The organism is Virgibacillus sp. NKC19-3 (assembly GCF_019837165.1).
In the GTDB taxonomy this organism is placed as follows: domain Bacteria; phylum Bacillota; class Bacilli; order Bacillales; family Amphibacillaceae; genus Virgibacillus_L; species Virgibacillus_L saliphilus.
This window is the reverse complement of sequence record NZ_JAGYHC010000001.1, coordinates 2,359,751-2,380,699: the sequence shown is the minus strand read 5'-3', so window position 1 is coordinate 2,380,699 and position 20,949 is coordinate 2,359,751. Positions and strand designations below refer to the sequence as shown.

Below are 20,949 nucleotides of genomic sequence, written 5' to 3'. Positions count from 1 at the left end.
CAGAATGTATGTAATGGTTCTTCGCTTCTTTTGTTCCTCTCTTTATGATAAAATAAATGCGGTAAAAAACCAAATTATTTTTCACTTAACTAAAAGACAACGTCCGTATTGTCGATTCTTTTCAATTAGGAGAATGTATATGTATTTAAAACGGCTGGAAAGTGTGGGTTTCAAATCATTTGCCAAGCGAATTAATGTGGAATTTGTTCCAGGCGTGACAGCTGTTGTGGGCCCAAATGGTAGTGGGAAAAGTAATATAACGGATGCTATTCGTTGGGTACTTGGAGAACAGTCCGTAAAATCATTACGTGGTGCAAAAATGGAAGATATTATATTCCAGGGCAGTGATACCAGAAAGCCGTTAAATGTAGCAGAGGTTACCTTAGTGTTGGATAATCAGGATCAGACCCTAGCACTGGATTATGAAGAAGTGAGTGTAACAAGGCGTGTTTATCGTTCTGGAGAAAGTGAATTTTATATAAATAAACAACTCTGCAGATTAAAGGATATTATAGACTTATTTATGGATTCCGGACTTGGCCGTGAAGCTTTTTCCATTATCAGCCAGGGTAAAGTCGAAGAAATTCTAAGTTCAAAAGCAGAAGAAAGACGCACGATTTTTGAAGAGGCAGCGGGTGTTTTAAAGTATAAAGAACGAAAAAAGAAATCGGAAAATAAGCTGGAGGAAACACAGGAAAACTTAAATCGAGTGGAGGATATCATCCATGAAATTCAGCAGCAAATCGACCCATTGGAACAACAAGCAGAAACGGCAAAAAAATATAACGACCTGATAGAAAAATTGAAGCACAATGAAATAACACTTCTTATAACTGAAATCGAAGAGCTCCATGAGCGATGGCAACATATGTTGAAAGAACTGGAGAAGGAAAAAGCGAATGAAATAGAGCTGAAAACATACATACAACAAAAAGAAGCGGAATTGGAAAAAGAACGTCAGGAAATACAAAAAATAGATGATGCCATTGAAGAATTACAGGCAGATTTATTAACCACAACACAGGAACTTGAACAATTTGAAGGAAAAAAACAACTGCTTCATGAACGAACCAAGCATTTTGCAGAAAACAAACAAAAGCTTGAGGAACAAAAGCATGAAATGGTGACTCAAATAGCTGAACAAAAGGAAGAGTTATCCAAGGAAAAGCAACAGCTATACGATCTGCGAGCGATGAAACAAGAAACGAAACAGGATATAGATCAGTTAAAAGAGAAGCTTAACATAAGCAATGAAAATATCACCGAAAAAATAGAAGAAATGAGATCCGAATATATCGAATACCTAAATAGCCAGGCAGCAAAGCGAAACGAGAAACAATCCATTCAGCAGCAGTTGCAGCAACTTACCAATAAAAAGAATAATCAAGAGGCGAAATTCCAGGATCTTATTATATCAAGGAGAGAATTAAATGAGAACGTAAATCAAATGAAAGCTGATTTTACTGCACAAGAAAAGCATTATAATGAAAAAAATACAATTATTATGCAGTTGAAAAAAGATCTGGAACAGGAACGAGCATCTTTTCAAGAATCCCAGACGAAATTATATCAAGGCTATCAGCATATTGAAAAACTAAGATCAAAAAAAGAAATGTTGGAAGAAATGAAAGAGGACTACCAAGGTTTTTTCCAAGGGGTAAAGGCAGTGTTAAAGGCACGAGAGGAAGGAACCTTATCACATATTCATGGTGCAGTAATTGAACTTATGGATGTCCCTAAAGAATATATTACTGCTATTGAAACGGTTTTAGGAGGTCAGGCCCAGCATATCATTGTTAATGATGATACTGCGGCACGGGCTGCGATTTCACGCTTAAAGAAAACAAATAATGGTAGGGCAACGTTTTTACCTTTGGGATCAATTAAAGAACGTTTTATAACCAGCGATATGTTAAATAAAATAAAAAGTCATCAAGGCTTTATTGGTGTTGCTGCAGATTTAGTGCAAACAGAGGCCAATTATCAGATAGCTGTTAAACATTTAATGGGACATGTTGTGATAGCAGGCACGTTGAAGGACGCAAATGAAATTGCAACAATTACCATGAGGCGATATCGCATCGTGACCCTTGAAGGGGATGTAGTAAACCCAGGTGGGGCGATGTCCGGCGGTGCACAAAAGAAGACAAATCAATCTTTGTTTACAAGAGAAAAGGATTTACAGGAAATAACAGAAAAGCTTAATGCATTTAGGAAAAAGGCTGCAACATTTGAAACGAGGGTGGATGAGAAAAAGCAGCAAATAGCTGAAAAAGAGAAACGTTTGGAGACGGAAGAACAAGCAATTATTTCCGTACAGAGTAGGTTGGAGGAATTTCGAACCGAATATAAAGAACTCGAAATGAAACAAGCTTCACTGAATGATAATCTCGAACTATATGATCAAGAAAATCAGCAATATGATCAAGATATAGAAGAAATGAACTCTCGAAATAAACAATTGGATCAAGATTTAAAGGAGGTAAATCAGAAGTTACTTAAGATCAAAGAAGAAATTGACAGGTTAACCAATCAAGAAGCAACATGGAAAGAAAACCAGGAACAGTTGCAAAACGATTTACATCGCAGGCAAGTTACACTGGCTGAGCAGGAAGAGCGTGTGAAAAATCAAAGTGAGAAAACAAATACACTTCAAAAGCAATTAACAGAGTTAGAGACGAAACATAAGAATTATACATCTGACTTAAATCAGCTTATAGAGGTTAGTGAAATGGAAGAAACAGAAGAGGAGATTGAACATACGATTCTGTCCAAAAAGGAGGAGAAAACAAAGGCAACGAATGCTATTCAGGAGAAACGTTCGGAACGATTGGAACGTACGCAATTTATGCAGAATCAAGAAAGAGAATTAAAGGAAGAACATAGAAAACATCAAGACTACATTCAGGCCATTCAACAAAAAGAAGTCAACGCCAATCGGCTTGATGTTGAGCTCGAAAATCATTTGTCTCATTTGCAAACCGAATACACCATAACTTATGAAAAAGCAAAACAAACATATGATAAAACGGATAATCCGGAAGAAATAAGATCTATTGTTAAACGTTTGAAACAAAGCATCGATCAATTGGGTCCCATTAATTTAGGGGCTATTGAGGAATATGAACGTGTTTTGGAACGTTATACCTTTTTAAACGAACAAAGAAACGATCTTATTCAAGCAAAAGAAACACTATATGCGGTTATTGCTGAAATGGATGATGAGATGCAAAAACGATTTGATCTAACCTTCACTCAAATCAAAGAAGAATTTCAGACTGTATTTAAACAATTATTCGGCGGGGGACGCGCTGATTTAAAATTAACAGATCCTAAGAATCTTTTGGATACGGGTGTCGATATTGTGGCACAGCCACCTGGGAAAAAATTGCAGCATCTCGGATTACTTTCTGGTGGCGAGCGTGCTTTAACAGCGATTGCTTTATTATTTTCTATATTACGTGTTCGTCCCGTTCCCTTCTGTGTATTGGACGAAGTGGAATCAGCGCTTGATGAAGCAAATATTAGTCGATTTGCGCAATATGTTAGCATGCATAGTGAAAAAACCCAATTTATTGTAATAACCCATCGAAAAGGAACCATGGAAGAAGCGGATGTTCTATATGGTGTTACCATGCAGGAAGCGGGTGTATCCCGATTGGTGTCTGTTCGTTTGGAAGAAACAAAAGAGTTGATCCAATCCTAAGAAGGGAGTTTTTATTTATATGAGTTTCATGCAAAAAATAAAAAATAAATTTCAACAGAATGAGGAGGCGGAAAAAGTCTCCGAAAAATATAAAGAAGGTATGAAAAAAAGTCGGAATTCATTTTCAGGAAAAATTAATGATTTGATTGCACGTTATCGTAAAGTTGACGAGGATTTTTTTGAAGAGCTGGAGGAAGTGCTGATATCTGCTGATGTAGGTGTTACAACTGTGATGGATTTGGTTGAGGAATTAAAAATGGAAGTAAAACGCCAAAACATAAAGGATACGAAAGAGGTAAAGGATGTCATCTCTGAAAAACTGGTTGATATCTATTATGGTGATGATGATGAACAAATAGAGAAATTAAATATGCAAGGAAACGCGCTATCGGTCATATTGGTTGTTGGTGTTAATGGAGTAGGAAAAACAACGTCTATTGGGAAATTGGCACATCAATTAAAGCAGGAAGGAAAGAAGGTCGTGTTGGCTGCGGGCGATACATTCCGGGCAGGTGCCATTGAACAATTGGAAGTGTGGGGCGAACGTGCTGATGTTGACGTTATTAAACAAAATGCGGGCAGTGATCCTGCAGCAGTGATATTTGACGGAATAAAGGCGGCTAAATCGCGCGATGCAGATGTACTTATCTGTGATACAGCAGGTAGATTACAGAACAAAGTCAATTTAATGAATGAGCTTTCTAAAGTGAAACGCGTTATTGAGCGAGAAATCCCAGGCGCACCACATGAAGTGTTACTTGTCCTTGACGCAACAACAGGGCAAAACGCCTTAAGTCAGGCAAAAACGTTTTCTGATGCTACAGATGTCTCTGGGATCATGTTGACCAAATTGGATGGAACTGCTAAAGGAGGAATTGTACTGGCAATTCGTAATGAATTGAAAATACCGGTAAAATATGTCGGCCTTGGTGAGCAAGTAGAGGATTTACAAGAATTTAATGCACATGCCTTTGTATATGGGTTATTTGCTGATGTCTTAGAAGAATCAGATTAGAATCTTTCTTGACAATGGGGCTGTTTTCCCGTTATGATGTATTGTAAAGGAATTTCACTTAACAAGGGGTGTGTGGATTGCTGGAGAAAACAACGCGCATTAATTATTTATTTGATTTTTATCAAGCATTGCTGACACCTAAACAGTGTGATTATATGGAAATGTACTTTCGAGAGGATTATTCGCTGGGTGAAATTTCCGATTTGTCTTTAGTTTCACGACAAGCGGTGTATGATAATATTAAACGAACAGAAACAATGCTTGAATCCTATGAAAAGAAATTGCATTTATACGAGAAATTCATGCAACGGGCTGCCCTTATTGAGAAAATGGAGGAGACAGTCCCTGATAACGAGCGTGACTTGTTGCATATGTTAAATCAATTAAAAGAATTAGATTAGGGGGACACCTTCTATGGCATTTGAAGGACTAGCTGATCGCCTGCAAGGTACAATTAAAAAAATAACGGGCAAAGGGAAGGTTAGTGAACAGGACGTTAAAGAGATGACACGTGAAGTTCGCCTTGCTTTACTTGAAGCCGATGTTAATTTTAAAGTCGTGAAGGATTTAATTAACCGTATTAAAGAACGCGCTGTTGGACAAGAGGTAATGGAAAGTCTCACACCAGGCCAACAAGTCATCAAAGTGGTAAGAGAAGAATTAACCGCATTGATGGGTGGAGAACAAAGTAAAATTGCTGTTGCTGATCGCTCCCCTACCGTCATTATGATGGTTGGACTTCAGGGAGCGGGTAAAACAACAACAACAGGCAAATTGGCTAATCATTTGCGAAAAAAACATAATCGCTCGCCGTTACTTGTTGCAGCAGATATATATCGTCCGGCAGCTATCGACCAGTTAGAAACACTTGGGGAACAAATGAATATGCCTGTTTTTTCACGCGGAACGGATGCTAAACCGGTTGATATCGCAAACCAGGCAATTGAACAGGCAAAAGCGGAACATAATGATTATGTAATTATTGATACAGCAGGACGTCTGCATGTTGATAATGAACTAATGGACGAATTGCAGCAAATTAAAACTAATGTGAAACCGGATGAAATTTTACTCGTTGTTGATTCAATGACAGGACAGGATGCCATAAATGTGGCAGAGAGTTTCAACGACCAGCTGGATATTTCCGGCGTTGTATTAACAAAGCTTGATGGTGACACCCGTGGTGGTGCAGCTTTATCCATTAAAGCTGTTACGGATAAGCCGATCAAATTCGCTGGTATGGGCGAAAAATTAGACGAGTTGGAAGTATTTCATCCAGATCGTATGGCGTCTAGAATTCTCGGAATGGGTGATGTTTTGTCTCTGATCGAGAAAGCGGAGACAAACGTTGATCAAAAACAGGCAAAAGAATTGGAAGGCAAAATGCGAAACATGTCGTTCACCTTTGATGATTTCTTAGAGCAGATGGGACAAGTAAAAAACATGGGGCCGCTAGATGATTTAATGGCAATGATCCCAGGAGCCGGTAAAATGAAAGGGTTAAAAAACGCGCAATTGGATGAAAAGCAGCTCGTACATGTCGAGGCCATCATTCAATCTATGACGAAGGAGGAACGACAAGAGCCAAGCATTATGAATGCGAGCCGTAAAAAGCGTATTGCTAAAGGTTCAGGTACTTCCGTTTCGCAGGTGAACCGTTTGTTAAAGCAATTTGAAGAAATGAAGAAAATGATGAAACAAATGACGAACACGCAGAAAAAAGGGAAAAAAGGCAAGGGAATGAACCTTCCATTCATGTAATGAACAAAGGCCCAAGGCGCCCGGTTAGAAACGATTGGGTTGTGCCACTATAGCATGTAATGGAAAAAGCCTTTACAGGTTATCTATTTTCTGTTAGAATCTAAAATTGTGTAATACTTTTATTGGAGGTGTAAGAGATGGCTGTTAAAATTCGTATGAAACGTATGGGATCCAAGCGGAATCCATTTTATCGTATTATTGTAGCTGATTCACGTTCTCCTCGTGATGGACGTTCTATTGAACAAATTGGAACATATAACCCTGTAGTTAATCCAATTGAAGTTAAAATAGATGAAGAAAAGGCTCTTAATTGGATGGCAAATGGTGCAAAACCAAGTGACACCGTTCGAAATCTTTTCTCAAAAGAAGGCATCATGAAGAAATTTCACGATCGAAAAAATCATTCGTAAAGTAGTGTGATATCATGAAAGCCCTGATTGAAACCATTGTTACATCTTTAGTTGATCACCCGCAGGACATCGTCGTGACTGAAACAGAAGAAGATACGAAGATCGTTTATCATCTTACTGTGAATGCTGACGATGTTGGTAAGGTGATTGGTAAAAATGGCCGTATTGCAAAAGCAATACGCACAGTCGTATATGCGGCAAAAACGGATGCAGAAAAGCGAATTTATTTGGATATTATGTAAGGGGAAGAGGTGCCTGCCTCTTTCCCTTTTATACATAAACGATAAGGCATATAAGATTGAAGACATTTGTGAGAGGGAGGGGAATAATAATGAAGATAATCAAGAATGTCCTAATCAAACAAATTGTCACAGAAAAAAGCAAAGAAAAACTACAGCGAAATTTCCATGAATCTAAAATGCGACTTGAACAAGAGTGTCAACAATTGCGCTTTGAACAACGAAAGCTGGAAAATAAAGCAGGTGTCTCTAAACAAGATATCGCTCATCGTTTTCAGCAGGAAATCAATAATAGAAAAGAAAAAATTAAATTAGCTGATTTTAAAATCGAACAGTTAAATATGCTGGAATTGGGCAGTGAAATTATTGAAAAAGAGGTTGAGGCTCTTGTTGAAGTGGGTGTTGGTTCGAATTGGGATGAAATCATGGGAGAAAGAGCGATTGTTATTAAAGACGATGTCGTAATTCAAGTTGATAATTAGTAGGTGATTAAATGACCGAGAAAATGTTCACGATTGGAAAAATCATCAATACACATGGAATCCATGGGGAAGTTAAAGTAATGCGTATCACTGATTTTGAAGAACGGTTTGCTGTCGGGGAAACAGTATATGCGGTTAAGGAAGATGGAAAACAAGTGGAATTAGTTATTACTGCGCATCGTATACACAAGGGATATGATCTAATCTTTTTTAAAGGATTTGGCACCATTAATGAGGTAGAACATTTAAAGGGGACACAGTTAAAAATTACAGAAGGTCAACTTACCGAATTGGGTGAGAATGAATTTTATTATCACGAAATAATCGGTTGTGATGTATATACAGTTGATGGGGGCGTTTTAGGAGAAATTAAAGAAATTTTATCACCTGGTGCCAATGATGTATGGGTGGTAAAACAACCTGGAGGTAAAGATATATTAATCCCCTATATAAGTGACGTCGTGATAGAAATTGATGTAAAAGCACAAAACGTTGTTATTGAACCAATGGAAGGGTTGCTGGATTAATGCATATTGACATATTAACTTTATTTCCGGAAATGATGACAGGTGTTCTCGATTCCTCTATGCTTAAAAAGGCCCGAGATAAAGGTAAGTTCAGCTATAATCTGGTTAATTTCCGAGACTACAGCGAGAACAAGCATCGGAAAGTGGATGATTATCCATATGGTGGTGGAGCAGGTATGGTCTTAACACCGCAACCTATTTTTGATGCGGTAGACGCTGTAACAAATGAAAAAGAGACATCACCTCGGATTATTCTCATGAGTCCACAAGGTGAGCGGTATACCCAACAAAAAGCGGAAGAATTAGCCCATGTTGAGCATCTTGTATTTATTTGCGGGCACTATGAAGGCTATGATGAGCGAATTAGGGAATATCTTGTTACAGATGAAATATCAATCGGTGATTATGTTTTAACAGGTGGTGAGCTTGGTGCGATGGTAGTTCTCGATAGTATTGTTCGATTATTGCCGGATGTTCTCGGAAATACAGAATCAGCATCAAGAGATTCCTTTTCAACAGGATTATTAGAGCACCCACATTACACAAGACCTGCTAATTTTCGAGGGATGACTGCCCCGGAAGTGTTATTATCTGGCAATCACGCAAATATTGCCACGTGGCGAAAGCGTGAGTCACTTAAAAGAACTTACATGCGACGAAGGGATCTACTAGATAATCATACATTATCAGAAACAGAGAAAAAATTAATAACGCGTATTAAAGATGATGAAAAATTGTAGATTCGTTTACAAATATAGTTGAACTCTCTTATGTCTTATGGTATATTAATTGTTGTGCTTAAAGGAATACTTTAAGCCGTATAAACGATGTTCCGCTGCTCCTTAGTGAGACAAGAGCATTGGTTTGGAAGGAGTGAAGCAGGATGCAAAAACTTATTGCAGACATCACAAAGGATCAGTTACGTACCGACCATCCTGATTTCCGCCCAGGTGATACGTTAAAAGTTCACGTGAAAGTTGTTGAAGGAAGTCGTGAGCGTATTCAGGTGTTTGAAGGTGTTGTAATTAAACGCCAAAATGGTGGAATCAGTGAAACATTTACAGTAAGAAAAATCTCTTACGGTGTAGGTGTTGAACGTACATTCCCATTACATTCTCCACGAATTGATAAAATCGAAGTTTCCCGTCGTGGTATTGTACGTCGTGCGAAGCTATACTATCTTCGTAATTTACGCGGAAAAGCAGCACGTATTAAAGAACGCAGATAATGAAAATGGAATGTATCTTTTTTCGTATACTTATACATTTTCAAAACTGGATAAGTGTCATTTTTAAAAGGAGCTTGGTAATACGTGCAAGCTCCTTTTTTTATTCAATTCCTTAATACTTACAAAAAGAATGTTATAATAAATAAAGTTTAAAATAATACTATACGTACATAGCGATGTTGTCGGAGGGGAGTTCATGGCGAAATCAAAAAGTGAATGGATCGATTGGTTAAAAGCATTGCTTGTTGCTTTTGCATTAGCTTTTATCATTCGAATGTTCTTTTTTGCACCGATTGTTGTTGATGGTCCATCCATGCTACCAACATTGCAGGATAAGGATCAAATGATTGTGAATAAATTTATTTATCAAATCAGAGAACCAGAGCGATTTGATATTGTTGTTTTTCATGCTTCCACACAAAGGGATTTTATAAAACGGGTTATTGGCTTACCCGGGGAGCATGTTGCATATGAAAATAATGTCCTGTACATTAATGGTGAAGCGGTGGAAGAGCCATTTATAACAAAACAAACTGGTATATATCAACAGCATACAAACGATTTTGTACTAGAAAACCTACCAGGTAGCTATGAGCGTATACCTGAAGGATATGTGCTTGTTTTAGGAGACAATCGAAAGAACTCAACGGATAGTCGTATGCTAGGCGTTGTTTCCATGGATGAAATTGTTGGAAAGACAAATTTAATCTATTGGCCAGTGGATCGAATGCAAATTGTAGGAGAGTAGGATGAATATGACAATACAGTGGTTCCCGGGGCATATGGCCAAGGCAAGACGGGAAGTAGAAGAAAAGGTAAAGCTTGTAGACTTTGTCGTTGAGTTGGTTGATGCAAGAGTTCCATTGGCATCACAAAATCCAATGCTTCAACAAATATTACAACATAAACCAAAAATGGTCCTGTTAATGAAGAAAGATTTAGCAGATAACCGAGAAACAGAAAAATGGATTAACTATTTTGAAAGGAATGACATTCAAGCTCTTGCCATAAATGCAAATGATCAAGCAGATATAAATCGTATCACTCAAGTAGCAAAAAAATTGACCCAAGAAAAAATGGAAAACTTGAGGAAAAAAGGAGTTCAGCCAGGACCTGCACGAGCAATGATTATCGGCATTCCAAATGTTGGCAAATCAACATTGATTAATCGGCTTGCAAATAAAAGGATTGCGAAAACAGCTGATACACCAGGCGTTACCAAACAACAATTTTGGATTAAAGTAAAGAAAGATTTTGAATTGCTTGATACACCAGGAATTCTATGGCCTAAATTTGAAGATGAAATGGTGGGGTACCAATTAGCCGCCATAGGTACGATAAAGGATAAGCTTCTGTCACTTCAAGATATTACAGCATTTGTTATTCAATATATGCAGGAAAATTATCCTGATTTAATAGAAGAACGCTATGCTATTAATCGTGACATGGAAGATATGTGGGAGATCTTTGTCGCTATTGGGAAGCAACGCGGTGCACTTGAAAGTGGTGGAGAGGTGAATTTTGAAAAAGTTTCTAACATTGTATTGGGAGACCTTCGTACGGGGAGATTAGGTTCCATTACATTGGAACCTTCTCCGTAACATTTTTCCCTGTAAGATGGATAAGCCGATAGAGAGAGGTGTGATGATGGAGAATAGATCAATTGCCGTTTTAAAGAAATTATTTGATTCGGGAGCATTACATGAGGATTGTATTACCCAATTAAAAACAGATGATCGAAAAGGTGTACAGCAATTAATCAAAACCTATGAAAAAAAGAAACGGAAAGAAGAAATAGCAGAGAAAAAGTTTATGGAAATGTCCATATTTGAACAACGTGCCTATGCGAACGGATATGAATATATAGCGGGTATTGATGAGGCTGGCAGAGGCCCGCTTGCAGGTCCGGTCGTTGCAGCGGCTGTTATTTTACCAAGAGATTTTAAATTACTTGGCTTAAATGACTCGAAAAAGTTAAGTGAGCAGACTAGAAATTACTTTTTCCATGTTATTAAAGAACATGCTATTAGCTATGGTGTTTCTGTTATAGACAGTAAAAAAATAGATGAAATCAATATATTTGAAGCAACCAAACTAGCCATGCATGAGGCAATAAATCAATTAAACCCTAAACCAAATCACATATTAATTGACGCGGTGAATTTAAAGGGACTTCCATGCACCTCTGAAGCTATTACAAAGGGGGATGGAAAAAGTGTCTCTATTGCGGCAGCAAGCATTTTAGCAAAGGTTAGCCGTGATCGGATTATGAAGAAAATACATCAGGAATATCCTGCATATGGGTTTGAATCAAATATGGGATATGGCACAAAACATCACCTTGATAACTTAATGACAAGCGGCGTGACGCCTTATCATAGAAAATCATTTTCACCAGTACAACACGCAACTTATCGCTAGTGCGAGAGAGATGGGGTTATAGGAGTGTCAATCAGTAGTTGGAACGTGTTGTGTTAACATAATTAAAATGGTTGATAAAAGCATTGAAAGAAGAAAATAAAGTGTATATTAACAATGCAAAAATTCGCTTATTCTTGTGAAATTTGTAGTTTTTTAATACAATGGGAATGCAGTGAATTTGATGGGAGGATGAAGAATGAATATTCATGAATATCAAGGCAAAGACCTTTTACGTGAATTTGGTGTAAAAGTTCCCGATGGACATGTAGCATATACAGCAGATGAAGCCGTTGAAGCTGCGGAAAAATTGGGAAGTGCTGTTACCGTAGTTAAAGCACAGATCCACGCTGGGGGCCGGGGAAAAGCCGGTGGTGTGAAGATTGCAAAAAATAAAGAAGAAGTGCGTACATACGCGAACGAAATCCTTGGTAAAACATTAGTTACACATCAAACAGGTCCTGAAGGCAAAGAAGTTAAACGCTTACTAATTGAAGAGGGTAGCGATATTAAAAACGAATATTATATAGGTGTTGTTCTCGATCGTACAACTTCACGTGTCGTCATGATGGCGTCTGAAGAAGGTGGTACGGAAATAGAAGAAGTAGCTAAAGACACGCCGGAGAAGATTTTTCAAGAAGTAATCGATCCGGTTATCGGTTTATCTCCTTATCAAGCTCGTAGACTAGCATTTCATATCAATATTCCTGATGAATTAATAGGAAAAGCAGTAAAATTCATGATCAGTCTTTATAACGTGTTTATTGAAAAAGATTGCTCAACAGCAGAAATTAATCCATTAGTTACAACTGGTGATGGTGAGGTATTGGCATTGGATGCGAAATTAAATTTTGATGACAATGCATTATTTCGTCAAAAAGATGTTCAGGAATTACGTGATTTAGATGAAGAAGATGAAAAAGAAATCGAAGCATCAAAATACGATCTAAGTTATATTTCCCTTGATGGAAATATTGGTTGTATGGTTAATGGTGCTGGATTAGCGATGTCTACAATGGATATTATTAAGTATCATGGCGGTGATCCGGCGAACTTCCTTGATGTTGGAGGCGGTGCAACAGCTGAGAAAGTAACCGCAGCATTTAAGATCATTTTGTCCGATTCTAATGTAAAGGGTATCTTTGTTAACATCTTTGGTGGAATTATGAAGTGTGATGTTATCGCTGAAGGGGTTGTAGAAGCGACAAAAGAAGTAGGATTAGAAATTCCATTGGTTGTACGTCTGGAAGGTACGAATGTAGATGAAGGTAAAAAAATTCTGGATGAATCCGGATTAAATATTACATCAGCTAGTTCAATGGCAAATGGCGCAGAGAAAATTGTTTCCATGGTGAACTAATTTTCATGCTATTGGTATTAGATAACAAGGGATTATCATTGTAGAAAGGACGGACGAAAATGAGTGTATATGTCAATAAAGATACGAAAGTAATTGTCCAGGGAATCACTGGTGGTACAGCCAGGTTCCACACAAAGCAAATGCTTGAATATGGAACTAAAATCGTTGGTGGTGTCACACCGAAAAAAGGTGGTACAGAAGTAGAAGGTGTTCCTGTATTTAATACCTTACAGGAGGCAGTTGACCAAACAGGTGCAAATGTTTCCGTCATTTATGTGCCTGCACCTTTTGCCGCAGATGCAATTCTCGAAGCGGTGGACGCAGAACTCGATCTTGCCATTTGTATTACAGAACATATTCCTGTGATGGATATGGTTAAAGTAAAGCGCTATATGGAAGGTAAGAAAACCCGTTTAATAGGACCGAATTGTCCGGGAGTCATTACAGCAGATGAAAGCAAAATCGGTATTATGCCAGGATATATCCATAAAAAAGGACATATTGGAGTTGTATCACGCTCTGGTACATTAACGTATGAAGCTGTTCATCAATTGTCAGAAGCGGGATATGGCCAAACAACAGCTGTAGGTATTGGTGGAGACCCTGTAAACGGAACGGATTTCATTGACGTTCTAACAGCATTCAATGAAGACCCTGAGACAGAAGCAGTGGTGATGATTGGTGAAATAGGTGGAACAGCAGAGGAAGAAGCTTCTGAATGGGTGAAAGCAAATATGTCAAAACCTGTCGTTGGATTTATCGGCGGAGCAACTGCCCCTCCAGGTAAGCGCATGGGTCATGCTGGCGCGATTGTTTCCGGTGGTAAGGGCACAGCAGAGGAAAAGAATCGTGTTATGACAGAGGCTGGTATTAAAGTCGCTGAAACGCCTGCTGTAATTGGTGAAACAATGATAAATGTTTTAAAAGAAAATAACTTGCAGGAAAAATGTAAAACACATTAATCTAGAACAGTGGGACCCCAACCCCAGAGCAGGCAATACAGCTTCTTGGGGCTTGAGGTTCTACGCACTATAAATGAGGACGTGATTCATTGCAGTCAATTCGTGATAAATTAATTTATTTACATCGATGTCGGGGTATTACAAGAAGAATCATTCGAAAGATCCTTTTCCATGACCCTAAGTTACATCAACTCTATTTATTATCCTCCTCTCAGATCAGTCAACTATATAAACTTCCAATAAAAAACGCTGCATTATTTTATAAAGACCTTCATAATAATTACCTTACAGAACAAATAAAATATGATAGAGAAATATACAGTATCATTACAATAGTTGACGAAGATTATCCGCCTGTGTTAAAAACTATAAAAGATCCGCCAATTGTTTTATATGGCGCAGGAAACAGGTCTCTATTATCCCATGTGCCTAGTTTAAGCGTGATTGGTACAAGGGATCCTTCCAATGAAGCCATGACAAAAATAAAATATCTAACAAATCCTCTACTGGATAAAAATTGGCTAATCGTAAGTGGTATGGCAAAGGGAATTGATAGCTACGCCCATATACATGCTTTAAAAAATGAGGGGAACACCATCGCTGTCCTGGGTGGTGGATTTGAACATATTTATCCGAAACAAAATACAGCACTGTTTAAACAAATAGTGGAAAAAGGATTAGTATTATCTGAGTATCCCCCGGATATTCCTCCTAAGAAGCATCATTTTCCTGAGAGAAATCGTATTATAAGCGGTTTAAGTTTTGGAACATTAGTTATTGAAGCAACTGAAAAAAGTGGTACATTGATAACAGTGGATCAAGCACTTGACCAAGGTAGAGAAGTATATGCAGCACCGGGATCGCTGATGGTTCCACAAACCAAAGGCTGTCATCGGATGATTCAAGATGGTGCCAAGTTGACCATGGATCCTGACGATATACTAGAGGATTGGAAAAGCATAGGGAGGAATTTATTTTACGTATAAAAAGCGGACTGTGTTCACAATTTATTTATAAAGCTTTTGTCACAGTTTGTTTGACAAATTTATACGATGTATTTAGTATTAGGAAAGATTTCTAAATTATTTATTGTAACCTCATTTGGGAGGAAATACCATGTCAGATTATCTAGTAATCGTAGAATCGCCGGCAAAAGCGAAAACGATTGAACGTTATTTGGGAAAAAAATATAAAGTAAAAGCATCTATGGGTCATTTACGTGACTTGCCAAAAAGCCAGATGGCTGTTGATACGGAGAATAATTATAAACCAAAATATATTACGATACGCGGAAAAGGTGATATATTAAAAGATCTAAGAAAAGCCGCAAAGAAAGCAAAGAAAGTTTTCCTAGCTGCCGACCCGGATAGAGAAGGAGAAGCTATTGCTTGGCATTTGGCACATATTCTGGATGTCGATGAAAATTCCAAGTGTCGTGTTGTTTTTAATGAAATTACGAAAGACGCGATAAAGGATGCCTTTAAAAATCCACGGACGATTGATATGGATTTAGTTGATGCTCAACAAGCTAGACGTATTCTGGATCGCTTAGTTGGGTATAACATTAGTCCGCTATTATGGAAAAAAGTAAAAAAGGGATTAAGCGCAGGTCGTGTACAATCTGTAGCATTGAAAATGATTGTTGACAGAGAAAAAGAGATTGAGAATTTCCAGCCTCAAGAATACTGGTCCATTGAAGGCATGTTCCAGAAAGATAAAGAAACATTTGAAGGGGCCTTTTATGGCGTTGATGGTAAAAAGCAGGAACTGAAATCAGAAGAGGATGTAAAAAAAATTGTAGACACATTAAAGGAAAAGAAGTTTACAGTCGATAAAGTTAAAAAGCGGGAGCGTAAACGAAATCCTGCTAAGCCCTTTATTACATCTTCTCTACAGCAAGAGGCAGCCAGAAAGCTAAACTTCCGAGCGAAGAAAACAATGATGGTGGCACAGCAATTATATGAAGGTATCGATTTAGGGAAGAAATCCGGTGGCATTACTGGTTTAGTTACGTATATGCGTACAGATTCAACACGGATTTCTGAATCGGCCAAGCAGGAAGCAAAAGCCTATATTGAGGAAAAATACGGCAAAGAATTCCTTGGACATAACAAGGAAGATAAGAAAAAGGAAGGTGCGCAGGACGCCCATGAAGCTGTGCGCCCTACATCTGCACTACGTGATCCAAGATCATTAAAGCCTATTTTATCAAGAGATCAGTATCGATTATACAAACTGATTTGGGAGCGATTCTTAGCTAGCCAGATGGCACCGGCAGTGATGGATACAATGACGGTACATCTATTAAATAATGGCGTAGAATTTCGTGCAACCGGTTCGAAAATTAAGTTCAAAGGTTTTATGAAAGTATATGTAGAAGGTACGGATGATAACAAAAAAGATGAAAATAAAACGTTGCCCGATTTATCCGAAGGGATGGAAGTGGAAGCGACTGAGATTACACCAAATCAGCATTTTACCCAGCCGCCACCGAGATTTACGGAAGCTAGACTTGTACGAACAATGGAAGAGTTGGGTATTGGACGTCCTTCTACCTATGCTCCTACATTGGATACCATCCAGCGCAGGGGATACGTTAGTATAGACAATAAACGATTTATACCAACAGAGCTAGGAACGATTATCCTTGAACTAGTGGAAGAGTTTTTTCCTGAAATCATCAATGTTGATTTTACTGTAAAAATGGAAAGTGACTTAGACTCTATTGAAGAAGGAAAAACGGAGTGGGTAAACGTTATTGACGATTTTTATCAAGATTTCCATAAGCGCTTGGAAATAGCAGAGGAAGAAATGGAAAAAATTGAAATCCGAGATGAGCCTGCTGGTATAACTTGTGAAAATTGCGGGCATGAGATGGTTTATAAGATGGGACGCTATGGAAAGTTTTTAGCGTGTTCTAACTTTCCGGAATGCCGAAATACGAAACCGATTCTAAAGAAAATAGGCGTTACATGTCCGAAATGTAAAGAAGGAGATGTAGTAGAAAGAAAATCAAAGAAACGTAGAACTTTCTATGGATGTGACCGTTTTCCGGATTGCGATTTCGTATCATGGGATAAACCGATAGCCAGACCTTGTCCGAAATGCGAATCATTACTGGTTGAAAAGAAAAGTAAGAAAGAAGTACAAATTCAATGCACAAATTGTGAGTATAAAGAAGAAAAAATTCAAAGTTGACCTATGGCTGCTCTTGTAGAGGGCAGCTTTATTTTATTGTTTCATGTTCGTGGAAAAAGGGGATAGTATGGATAAGGAGGTTGTCAAATTGCCAGAAAGGAAAAATTATTACGTAACTGTGGACACCGAAGAGATCCGGGAAGTATCAATCCCTGATAATGAAATCGAGTATGAAATTATTGCAACCTATGATGAAAAAGAAGAAATAGAAGCATTATTTCGGATGAAAGATAAAAATGCAAAAAATGCTGCGAAATATATTGGAAAGCCTTTTGATGAGTGGGGAGCAGATGATGAAAGGAAAACATATGATGATCGTTTAATAAGTATTTATCAACGATTATATGCTCTTGGGACGGATGAGACCAGATCAAAAATAAAAAAATTAGGAATAATTGATTAAAAACTTGGTTATACCAATAGTAGACATTTATTCACACATTTTTCACATAATCCTATTTCTTTTCATTAATTGAATTGATGTTTGTTGACTATTTAATTTGAAAAAGATATAATTTACCATTGGTAAGGATGTTTACTTGACAGTAGGTGGTCGATAAACATTTTGCCGAGTATTTTAACAGTTATGGTAAAAAGTTTAAAAATGATGAATGACTGATTTCGTGAAATATGGAACATTAACGTAGAGACTGATTCAGAATTTTATTGCAATTATGTTAAATTTATTGCAATAAAAAAATTAGTATGATATGATTTATGCGCTACGATTTAGGGGATGAGGATTTGCATCATTTTACAACGGATTGTAAGGAGTTTGTAGAGTACTTACAAGTAGAGAAGAATGCCTCCCCATATACTGTGGAATATTATCTGAATGATCTGGAAATGTTCTTTGACTTCTTAGCAGGAGAAGGTATAGATGATTTAAGCGAGGTTGATCAACGTGTTGTACGTTTGTTTTTGACTAAACTATATGATCAACAATTAAGCAGAAGATCTGTATCGCGAAAAGTTTCCGCATTAAGAGGTTTTTATAATTTTTTGGAACGGGAGCATTCTCTTTCGACTAATCCATTCATGCGTATTACTTTACCAAAAACCAATAAACCAATACCTGGCTTTCTATATATGGAAGAATTAGAAAAACTTTTCGATGTAAGTGATTTAACCGACCCTCTCGGCCAACGTGACCAAGCGTTGCTCGAAACGCTCTATGCGACTGGCATCAGGATTAGTGAATGCCAAGGACTTACGCTAAGCGATATTGATTTTTCAATTGGAACAATGCTTGTTACAGGAAAAGGCAGGAGGGAACGCTACATTCCATTTGGCAGATTTGCTGAGATTGCCTTGGAAACGTATATAACTGAAGGTAGGAATAAGTTATTGGAAAAAGCTAAAACAACATCCGATTCAGTCTTTTTAAATGCTCGGGGATCACCGTTAACTGTAAGAGGAATGCGGCTAATACTTAATAAAATGGTTGATCGAGCTGCTTTAACTATCCATGTTCACCCGCATAAATTGCGCCACACATTTGCTACACATATGCTTAATGAAGGTGCTGATCTTCGTACTGTGCAGGAACTACTAGGACATGAAAATTTATCCTCTACACAAATTTACACACATGTAACAAAAAATCATTTACGTGATGTTTATATGAACAGCCATCCTCGGGCTAATGACCAATAACGGAAACAGAGGTGATGATGGTGGGGAATGAAATGCATGCCACAACTATTTTTGCGGTAAGACACAACGGTCAATGTGCAATGAGCGGAGATGGTCAAGTTACTTTAGGTAATGCTGTTGTTATGAAACATAAAGCAAAGAAAGTCCGAACTTTATTCAAGGGAAAGGTCTTAGCAGGGTTTGCAGGATCTGTTGCTGACGCTTTTACATTATTTGAAAAGTTTGAAGAGAAGTTGGAAGCTTTCGATGGAAATCTTTCCCGCGCTTCTGTCGAATTAGCGAAAGAATGGCGTAGTGACAAGGTTTTACGCAAATTAGAAGCAATGCTTATTGTCATGGATAAAGAGAAAATGTTTTTAGTATCAGGAACAGGGGAAGTCATTGAACCTGATGATGGATTGCTGGCTATTGGCTCCGGCGGGAACTATGCACTTAGTGCAGGCAGAGCTTTGACGAGACATGCTACTCAGTTATCTGCCAAAGAAATAGCACACAGGGCACTGGAAATTGCTGGCGAAATATGTATATATACGAATGATCATATTACTTTAGAGGTGCTTGAATAAAAGGAGGCTTTCTGAAAGTATGGGAATAGATTACACTCCAAAGCAAATTGTGGGTCAATTAGATAAATATATAATAGGACAGCAACAAGCAAAAAAATCAGTAGCCGTGGCGCTTAGAAATCGTTATCGACGGGTGCGACTTGATGAAACGATCAAGGATGAGATTGTTCCTAAGAATATTTTAATGATTGGTCCTACAGGGGTGGGGAAAACCGAAATAGCAAGAAGATTAGCTAACTTGGTCGGTGCTCCATTCGTGAAAGTAGAAGCGACAAAATATACAGAGGTTGGATACGTTGGACGCGATGTTGAGTCCATGGTTCGTGATCTTGTGGAAATGTCTATACGAATGGTTAAGAATGAGAAAATGAATGAAGTGATGGGTAAGGCTGAAGTTGAAGCTAATAAAAAGCTAGTTAACCTGTTAGTTCCACAAGCCAAAAAGCAAAATAACATGAAAAACCCATTAGAAATGCTCTTTTCCGGCCAGTCAGATGATGAGGATGAAAGTAAGGAAAGTGAAAAGGACGAAGAAATAAAAAATAAACGAAAACGTATCGAGCATAATTTAGCTTTAGGTGAACTAGAAGATAATATGGTTACGGTAGAAATAGAAGAAACGCCACCATCTATGTTTGATATGTTGCAAGGATCGGGAATGGAACAGATGGGTATGAATATGCAAGATGCATTTAGTCAATTTATGCCAAAAAAGAAAAAGAGTCGAAAGCTGCCTGTATCCGAAGCAAGAAACGTTTTAACCCAACAGGAAGCCGGGAAGCTGGTCGATATGGAAGAAGTTGCGCAAGAAGCCATTCAGCTTGCAGAACAATCCGGGATCTTGTTTATTGATGAAATTGATAAAGTTGCTGTCAAACAGGATAATTCAGCGAATGTCTCAAGAGAAGGTGTCCAAAGAGATATCCTTCCTATCGTAGAAGGTTCTACAGTTGTCACGAAACATGGCCCGGTACAAACAGATCATATGCTTTTTATAGCTGCTGGAGCATTTCATATGGCAAAGCCATCTGATTTAATTCCAGAACTGCAAGGCCGATTCCCAATACGAGTAGAATTAGAAAAATTAACCGTTGAAGATTTTAAACGGATCTTAAATGAACCATCAAATGCTTTATTAAAGCAATATCAAGCTTTATTAAAAACAGAAGGTATAAATGTTATTTTTACTGACGAAGCTATTACAAGACTAGCAGAAGTAGCATATGAAGTGAATCAGGACACAGATAATATTGGGGCAAGAAGACTGCATACCATATTAGAGAAATTGCTGGAAGACTTATCGTATGAAGCACCAGATATAAATATGGATACAGTGGAAATCACGCCTGCTTATGTCGATGAAAAATTAAGTACCATTGTAAAAAATAAAGATTTGAGCCAGTTTATACTATAAAATTTAA

General features: G+C 37.9%; 21 protein-coding genes. All 21 read left to right on the top strand.

Translation table 11 applies throughout. The features are described from left to right. Positions 1 to 139: 139 nt before the first annotated feature. The 21 genes from smc (at position 140) to hslU (ending at position 20,942) form a co-directional block, all read left to right on the top strand. Complete coding sequence (gene smc / locus KFZ56_RS11530) at positions 140 to 3,706, top strand: chromosome segregation protein SMC (RefSeq protein ID WP_222642072.1); 3,567 nt, start codon at positions 140 to 142, stop codon at positions 3,704 to 3,706. Between the two features lie 19 nt (positions 3,707 to 3,725). Next, positions 3,726 to 4,721: a signal recognition particle-docking protein FtsY gene (ftsY, locus tag KFZ56_RS11525; protein ID WP_222642071.1), complete on the top strand. Its 996-nt coding sequence runs from the start codon at positions 3,726 to 3,728 to the stop codon at positions 4,719 to 4,721. A 77-nt stretch (positions 4,722 to 4,798) separates the two neighbouring features. Then, complete coding sequence (locus KFZ56_RS11520) at positions 4,799 to 5,122, top strand: putative DNA-binding protein (RefSeq protein ID WP_222642070.1); 324 nt, start codon at positions 4,799 to 4,801, stop codon at positions 5,120 to 5,122. A 13-nt stretch (positions 5,123 to 5,135) separates the two neighbouring features. After that, positions 5,136 to 6,482: a signal recognition particle protein gene (gene ffh, locus KFZ56_RS11515; RefSeq protein WP_222642069.1), complete on the top strand. Its 1,347-nt coding sequence runs from the start codon at positions 5,136 to 5,138 to the stop codon at positions 6,480 to 6,482. Positions 6,483 to 6,619: 137 nt separating this feature from the next. Beyond that, positions 6,620 to 6,892, top strand: a complete 273-nt coding sequence (gene rpsP, locus KFZ56_RS11510; RefSeq protein ID WP_222642068.1) for a 30S ribosomal protein S16 — start codon at positions 6,620 to 6,622, stop codon at positions 6,890 to 6,892. A 14-nt stretch (positions 6,893 to 6,906) separates the two neighbouring features. Beyond that, positions 6,907 to 7,134: a KH domain-containing protein gene (locus KFZ56_RS11505; protein ID WP_222642067.1), complete on the top strand. Its 228-nt coding sequence runs from the start codon at positions 6,907 to 6,909 to the stop codon at positions 7,132 to 7,134. Between the two features lie 89 nt (positions 7,135 to 7,223). Further along, positions 7,224 to 7,613 carry a YlqD family protein gene (locus KFZ56_RS11500; protein WP_222642066.1) on the top strand — a complete coding sequence of 130 codons (390 nt, stop codon included), beginning with the start codon at positions 7,224 to 7,226 and terminating at the stop codon, positions 7,611 to 7,613. 11 nt (positions 7,614 to 7,624) lie between these two features. Then, entirely contained in the window at positions 7,625 to 8,140 is a 516-nt protein-coding gene (gene rimM / locus KFZ56_RS11495; RefSeq protein ID WP_222642065.1) for a ribosome maturation factor RimM, read from the top strand. Beyond that, positions 8,140 to 8,880: a tRNA (guanosine(37)-N1)-methyltransferase TrmD gene (gene trmD, locus KFZ56_RS11490; protein WP_222642064.1), complete on the top strand. Its 741-nt coding sequence runs from the start codon at positions 8,140 to 8,142 to the stop codon at positions 8,878 to 8,880. Before rimM ends, trmD begins: the two co-directional genes overlap by 1 nt. A gap of 143 nt (positions 8,881 to 9,023) precedes the next feature. Further along, positions 9,024 to 9,368 carry a 50S ribosomal protein L19 gene (gene rplS / locus KFZ56_RS11485; RefSeq protein ID WP_222642063.1) on the top strand — a complete coding sequence of 115 codons (345 nt, stop codon included), beginning with the start codon at positions 9,024 to 9,026 and terminating at the stop codon, positions 9,366 to 9,368. A 196-nt stretch (positions 9,369 to 9,564) separates the two neighbouring features. Continuing rightward, positions 9,565 to 10,116 carry a signal peptidase I gene (lepB, locus tag KFZ56_RS11480; RefSeq protein ID WP_222642062.1) on the top strand — a complete coding sequence of 184 codons (552 nt, stop codon included), beginning with the start codon at positions 9,565 to 9,567 and terminating at the stop codon, positions 10,114 to 10,116. 7 nt (positions 10,117 to 10,123) lie between these two features. Then, positions 10,124 to 10,969, top strand: a complete 846-nt coding sequence (gene ylqF / locus KFZ56_RS11475; RefSeq protein ID WP_222643976.1) for a ribosome biogenesis GTPase YlqF — start codon at positions 10,124 to 10,126, stop codon at positions 10,967 to 10,969. A gap of 46 nt (positions 10,970 to 11,015) precedes the next feature. Further along, positions 11,016 to 11,789: a ribonuclease HII gene (gene rnhB / locus KFZ56_RS11470; protein WP_222642061.1), complete on the top strand. Its 774-nt coding sequence runs from the start codon at positions 11,016 to 11,018 to the stop codon at positions 11,787 to 11,789. A gap of 196 nt (positions 11,790 to 11,985) precedes the next feature. Then, positions 11,986 to 13,146 carry an ADP-forming succinate--CoA ligase subunit beta gene (gene sucC / locus KFZ56_RS11465; protein ID WP_222642060.1) on the top strand — a complete coding sequence of 387 codons (1,161 nt, stop codon included), beginning with the start codon at positions 11,986 to 11,988 and terminating at the stop codon, positions 13,144 to 13,146. A gap of 59 nt (positions 13,147 to 13,205) precedes the next feature. After that, entirely contained in the window at positions 13,206 to 14,108 is a 903-nt protein-coding gene (sucD, locus tag KFZ56_RS11460; RefSeq protein WP_222642059.1) for a succinate--CoA ligase subunit alpha, read from the top strand. A gap of 89 nt (positions 14,109 to 14,197) precedes the next feature. Continuing rightward, positions 14,198 to 15,094 carry a DNA-processing protein DprA gene (gene dprA / locus KFZ56_RS11455; protein ID WP_222642058.1) on the top strand — a complete coding sequence of 299 codons (897 nt, stop codon included), beginning with the start codon at positions 14,198 to 14,200 and terminating at the stop codon, positions 15,092 to 15,094. Between the two features lie 130 nt (positions 15,095 to 15,224). Next, positions 15,225 to 17,306: a type I DNA topoisomerase gene (gene topA / locus KFZ56_RS11450; protein WP_222642057.1), complete on the top strand. Its 2,082-nt coding sequence runs from the start codon at positions 15,225 to 15,227 to the stop codon at positions 17,304 to 17,306. A gap of 88 nt (positions 17,307 to 17,394) precedes the next feature. Continuing rightward, positions 17,395 to 17,709, top strand: a complete 315-nt coding sequence (locus KFZ56_RS11445; protein ID WP_255585127.1) for a hypothetical protein — start codon at positions 17,395 to 17,397, stop codon at positions 17,707 to 17,709. A gap of 314 nt (positions 17,710 to 18,023) precedes the next feature. Further along, positions 18,024 to 18,962: a tyrosine recombinase XerC gene (gene xerC / locus KFZ56_RS11440; protein WP_222642055.1), complete on the top strand. Its 939-nt coding sequence runs from the start codon at positions 18,024 to 18,026 to the stop codon at positions 18,960 to 18,962. Positions 18,963 to 18,982: 20 nt separating this feature from the next. Continuing rightward, positions 18,983 to 19,528: an ATP-dependent protease subunit HslV gene (gene hslV / locus KFZ56_RS11435; protein WP_222642054.1), complete on the top strand. Its 546-nt coding sequence runs from the start codon at positions 18,983 to 18,985 to the stop codon at positions 19,526 to 19,528. 19 nt (positions 19,529 to 19,547) lie between these two features. Next, positions 19,548 to 20,942, top strand: coding sequence for an ATP-dependent protease ATPase subunit HslU (hslU, locus tag KFZ56_RS11430; protein ID WP_222642053.1), 1,395 nt, complete (start codon positions 19,548 to 19,550; stop codon positions 20,940 to 20,942). The last annotated feature ends 7 nt before the right edge of the window (positions 20,943 to 20,949 follow it).

Coding starts and splice junctions, on each gene's coding strand:
- smc (WP_222642072.1), top strand. CDS start 140: ATGTATTTAAAACGGCTGGAAAGTGTGGGTTTCAAATCATTTGCCAAG.
- ftsY (WP_222642071.1), top strand. CDS start 3,726: ATGAGTTTCATGCAAAAAATAAAAAATAAATTTCAACAGAATGAGGAG.
- ffh (WP_222642069.1), top strand. CDS start 5,136: ATGGCATTTGAAGGACTAGCTGATCGCCTGCAAGGTACAATTAAAAAA.
- rpsP (WP_222642068.1), top strand. CDS start 6,620: ATGGCTGTTAAAATTCGTATGAAACGTATGGGATCCAAGCGGAATCCA.
- KFZ56_RS11505 (WP_222642067.1), top strand. CDS start 6,907: ATGAAAGCCCTGATTGAAACCATTGTTACATCTTTAGTTGATCACCCG.
- KFZ56_RS11500 (WP_222642066.1), top strand. CDS start 7,224: ATGAAGATAATCAAGAATGTCCTAATCAAACAAATTGTCACAGAAAAA.
- rimM (WP_222642065.1), top strand. CDS start 7,625: ATGACCGAGAAAATGTTCACGATTGGAAAAATCATCAATACACATGGA.
- trmD (WP_222642064.1), top strand. CDS start 8,140: ATGCATATTGACATATTAACTTTATTTCCGGAAATGATGACAGGTGTT.
- rplS (WP_222642063.1), top strand. CDS start 9,024: ATGCAAAAACTTATTGCAGACATCACAAAGGATCAGTTACGTACCGAC.
- lepB (WP_222642062.1), top strand. CDS start 9,565: ATGGCGAAATCAAAAAGTGAATGGATCGATTGGTTAAAAGCATTGCTT.
- ylqF (WP_222643976.1), top strand. CDS start 10,124: ATGACAATACAGTGGTTCCCGGGGCATATGGCCAAGGCAAGACGGGAA.
- rnhB (WP_222642061.1), top strand. CDS start 11,016: ATGGAGAATAGATCAATTGCCGTTTTAAAGAAATTATTTGATTCGGGA.
- sucC (WP_222642060.1), top strand. CDS start 11,986: ATGAATATTCATGAATATCAAGGCAAAGACCTTTTACGTGAATTTGGT.
- sucD (WP_222642059.1), top strand. CDS start 13,206: ATGAGTGTATATGTCAATAAAGATACGAAAGTAATTGTCCAGGGAATC.
- topA (WP_222642057.1), top strand. CDS start 15,225: ATGTCAGATTATCTAGTAATCGTAGAATCGCCGGCAAAAGCGAAAACG.
- xerC (WP_222642055.1), top strand. CDS start 18,024: ATGCGCTACGATTTAGGGGATGAGGATTTGCATCATTTTACAACGGAT.
- hslU (WP_222642053.1), top strand. CDS start 19,548: ATGGGAATAGATTACACTCCAAAGCAAATTGTGGGTCAATTAGATAAA.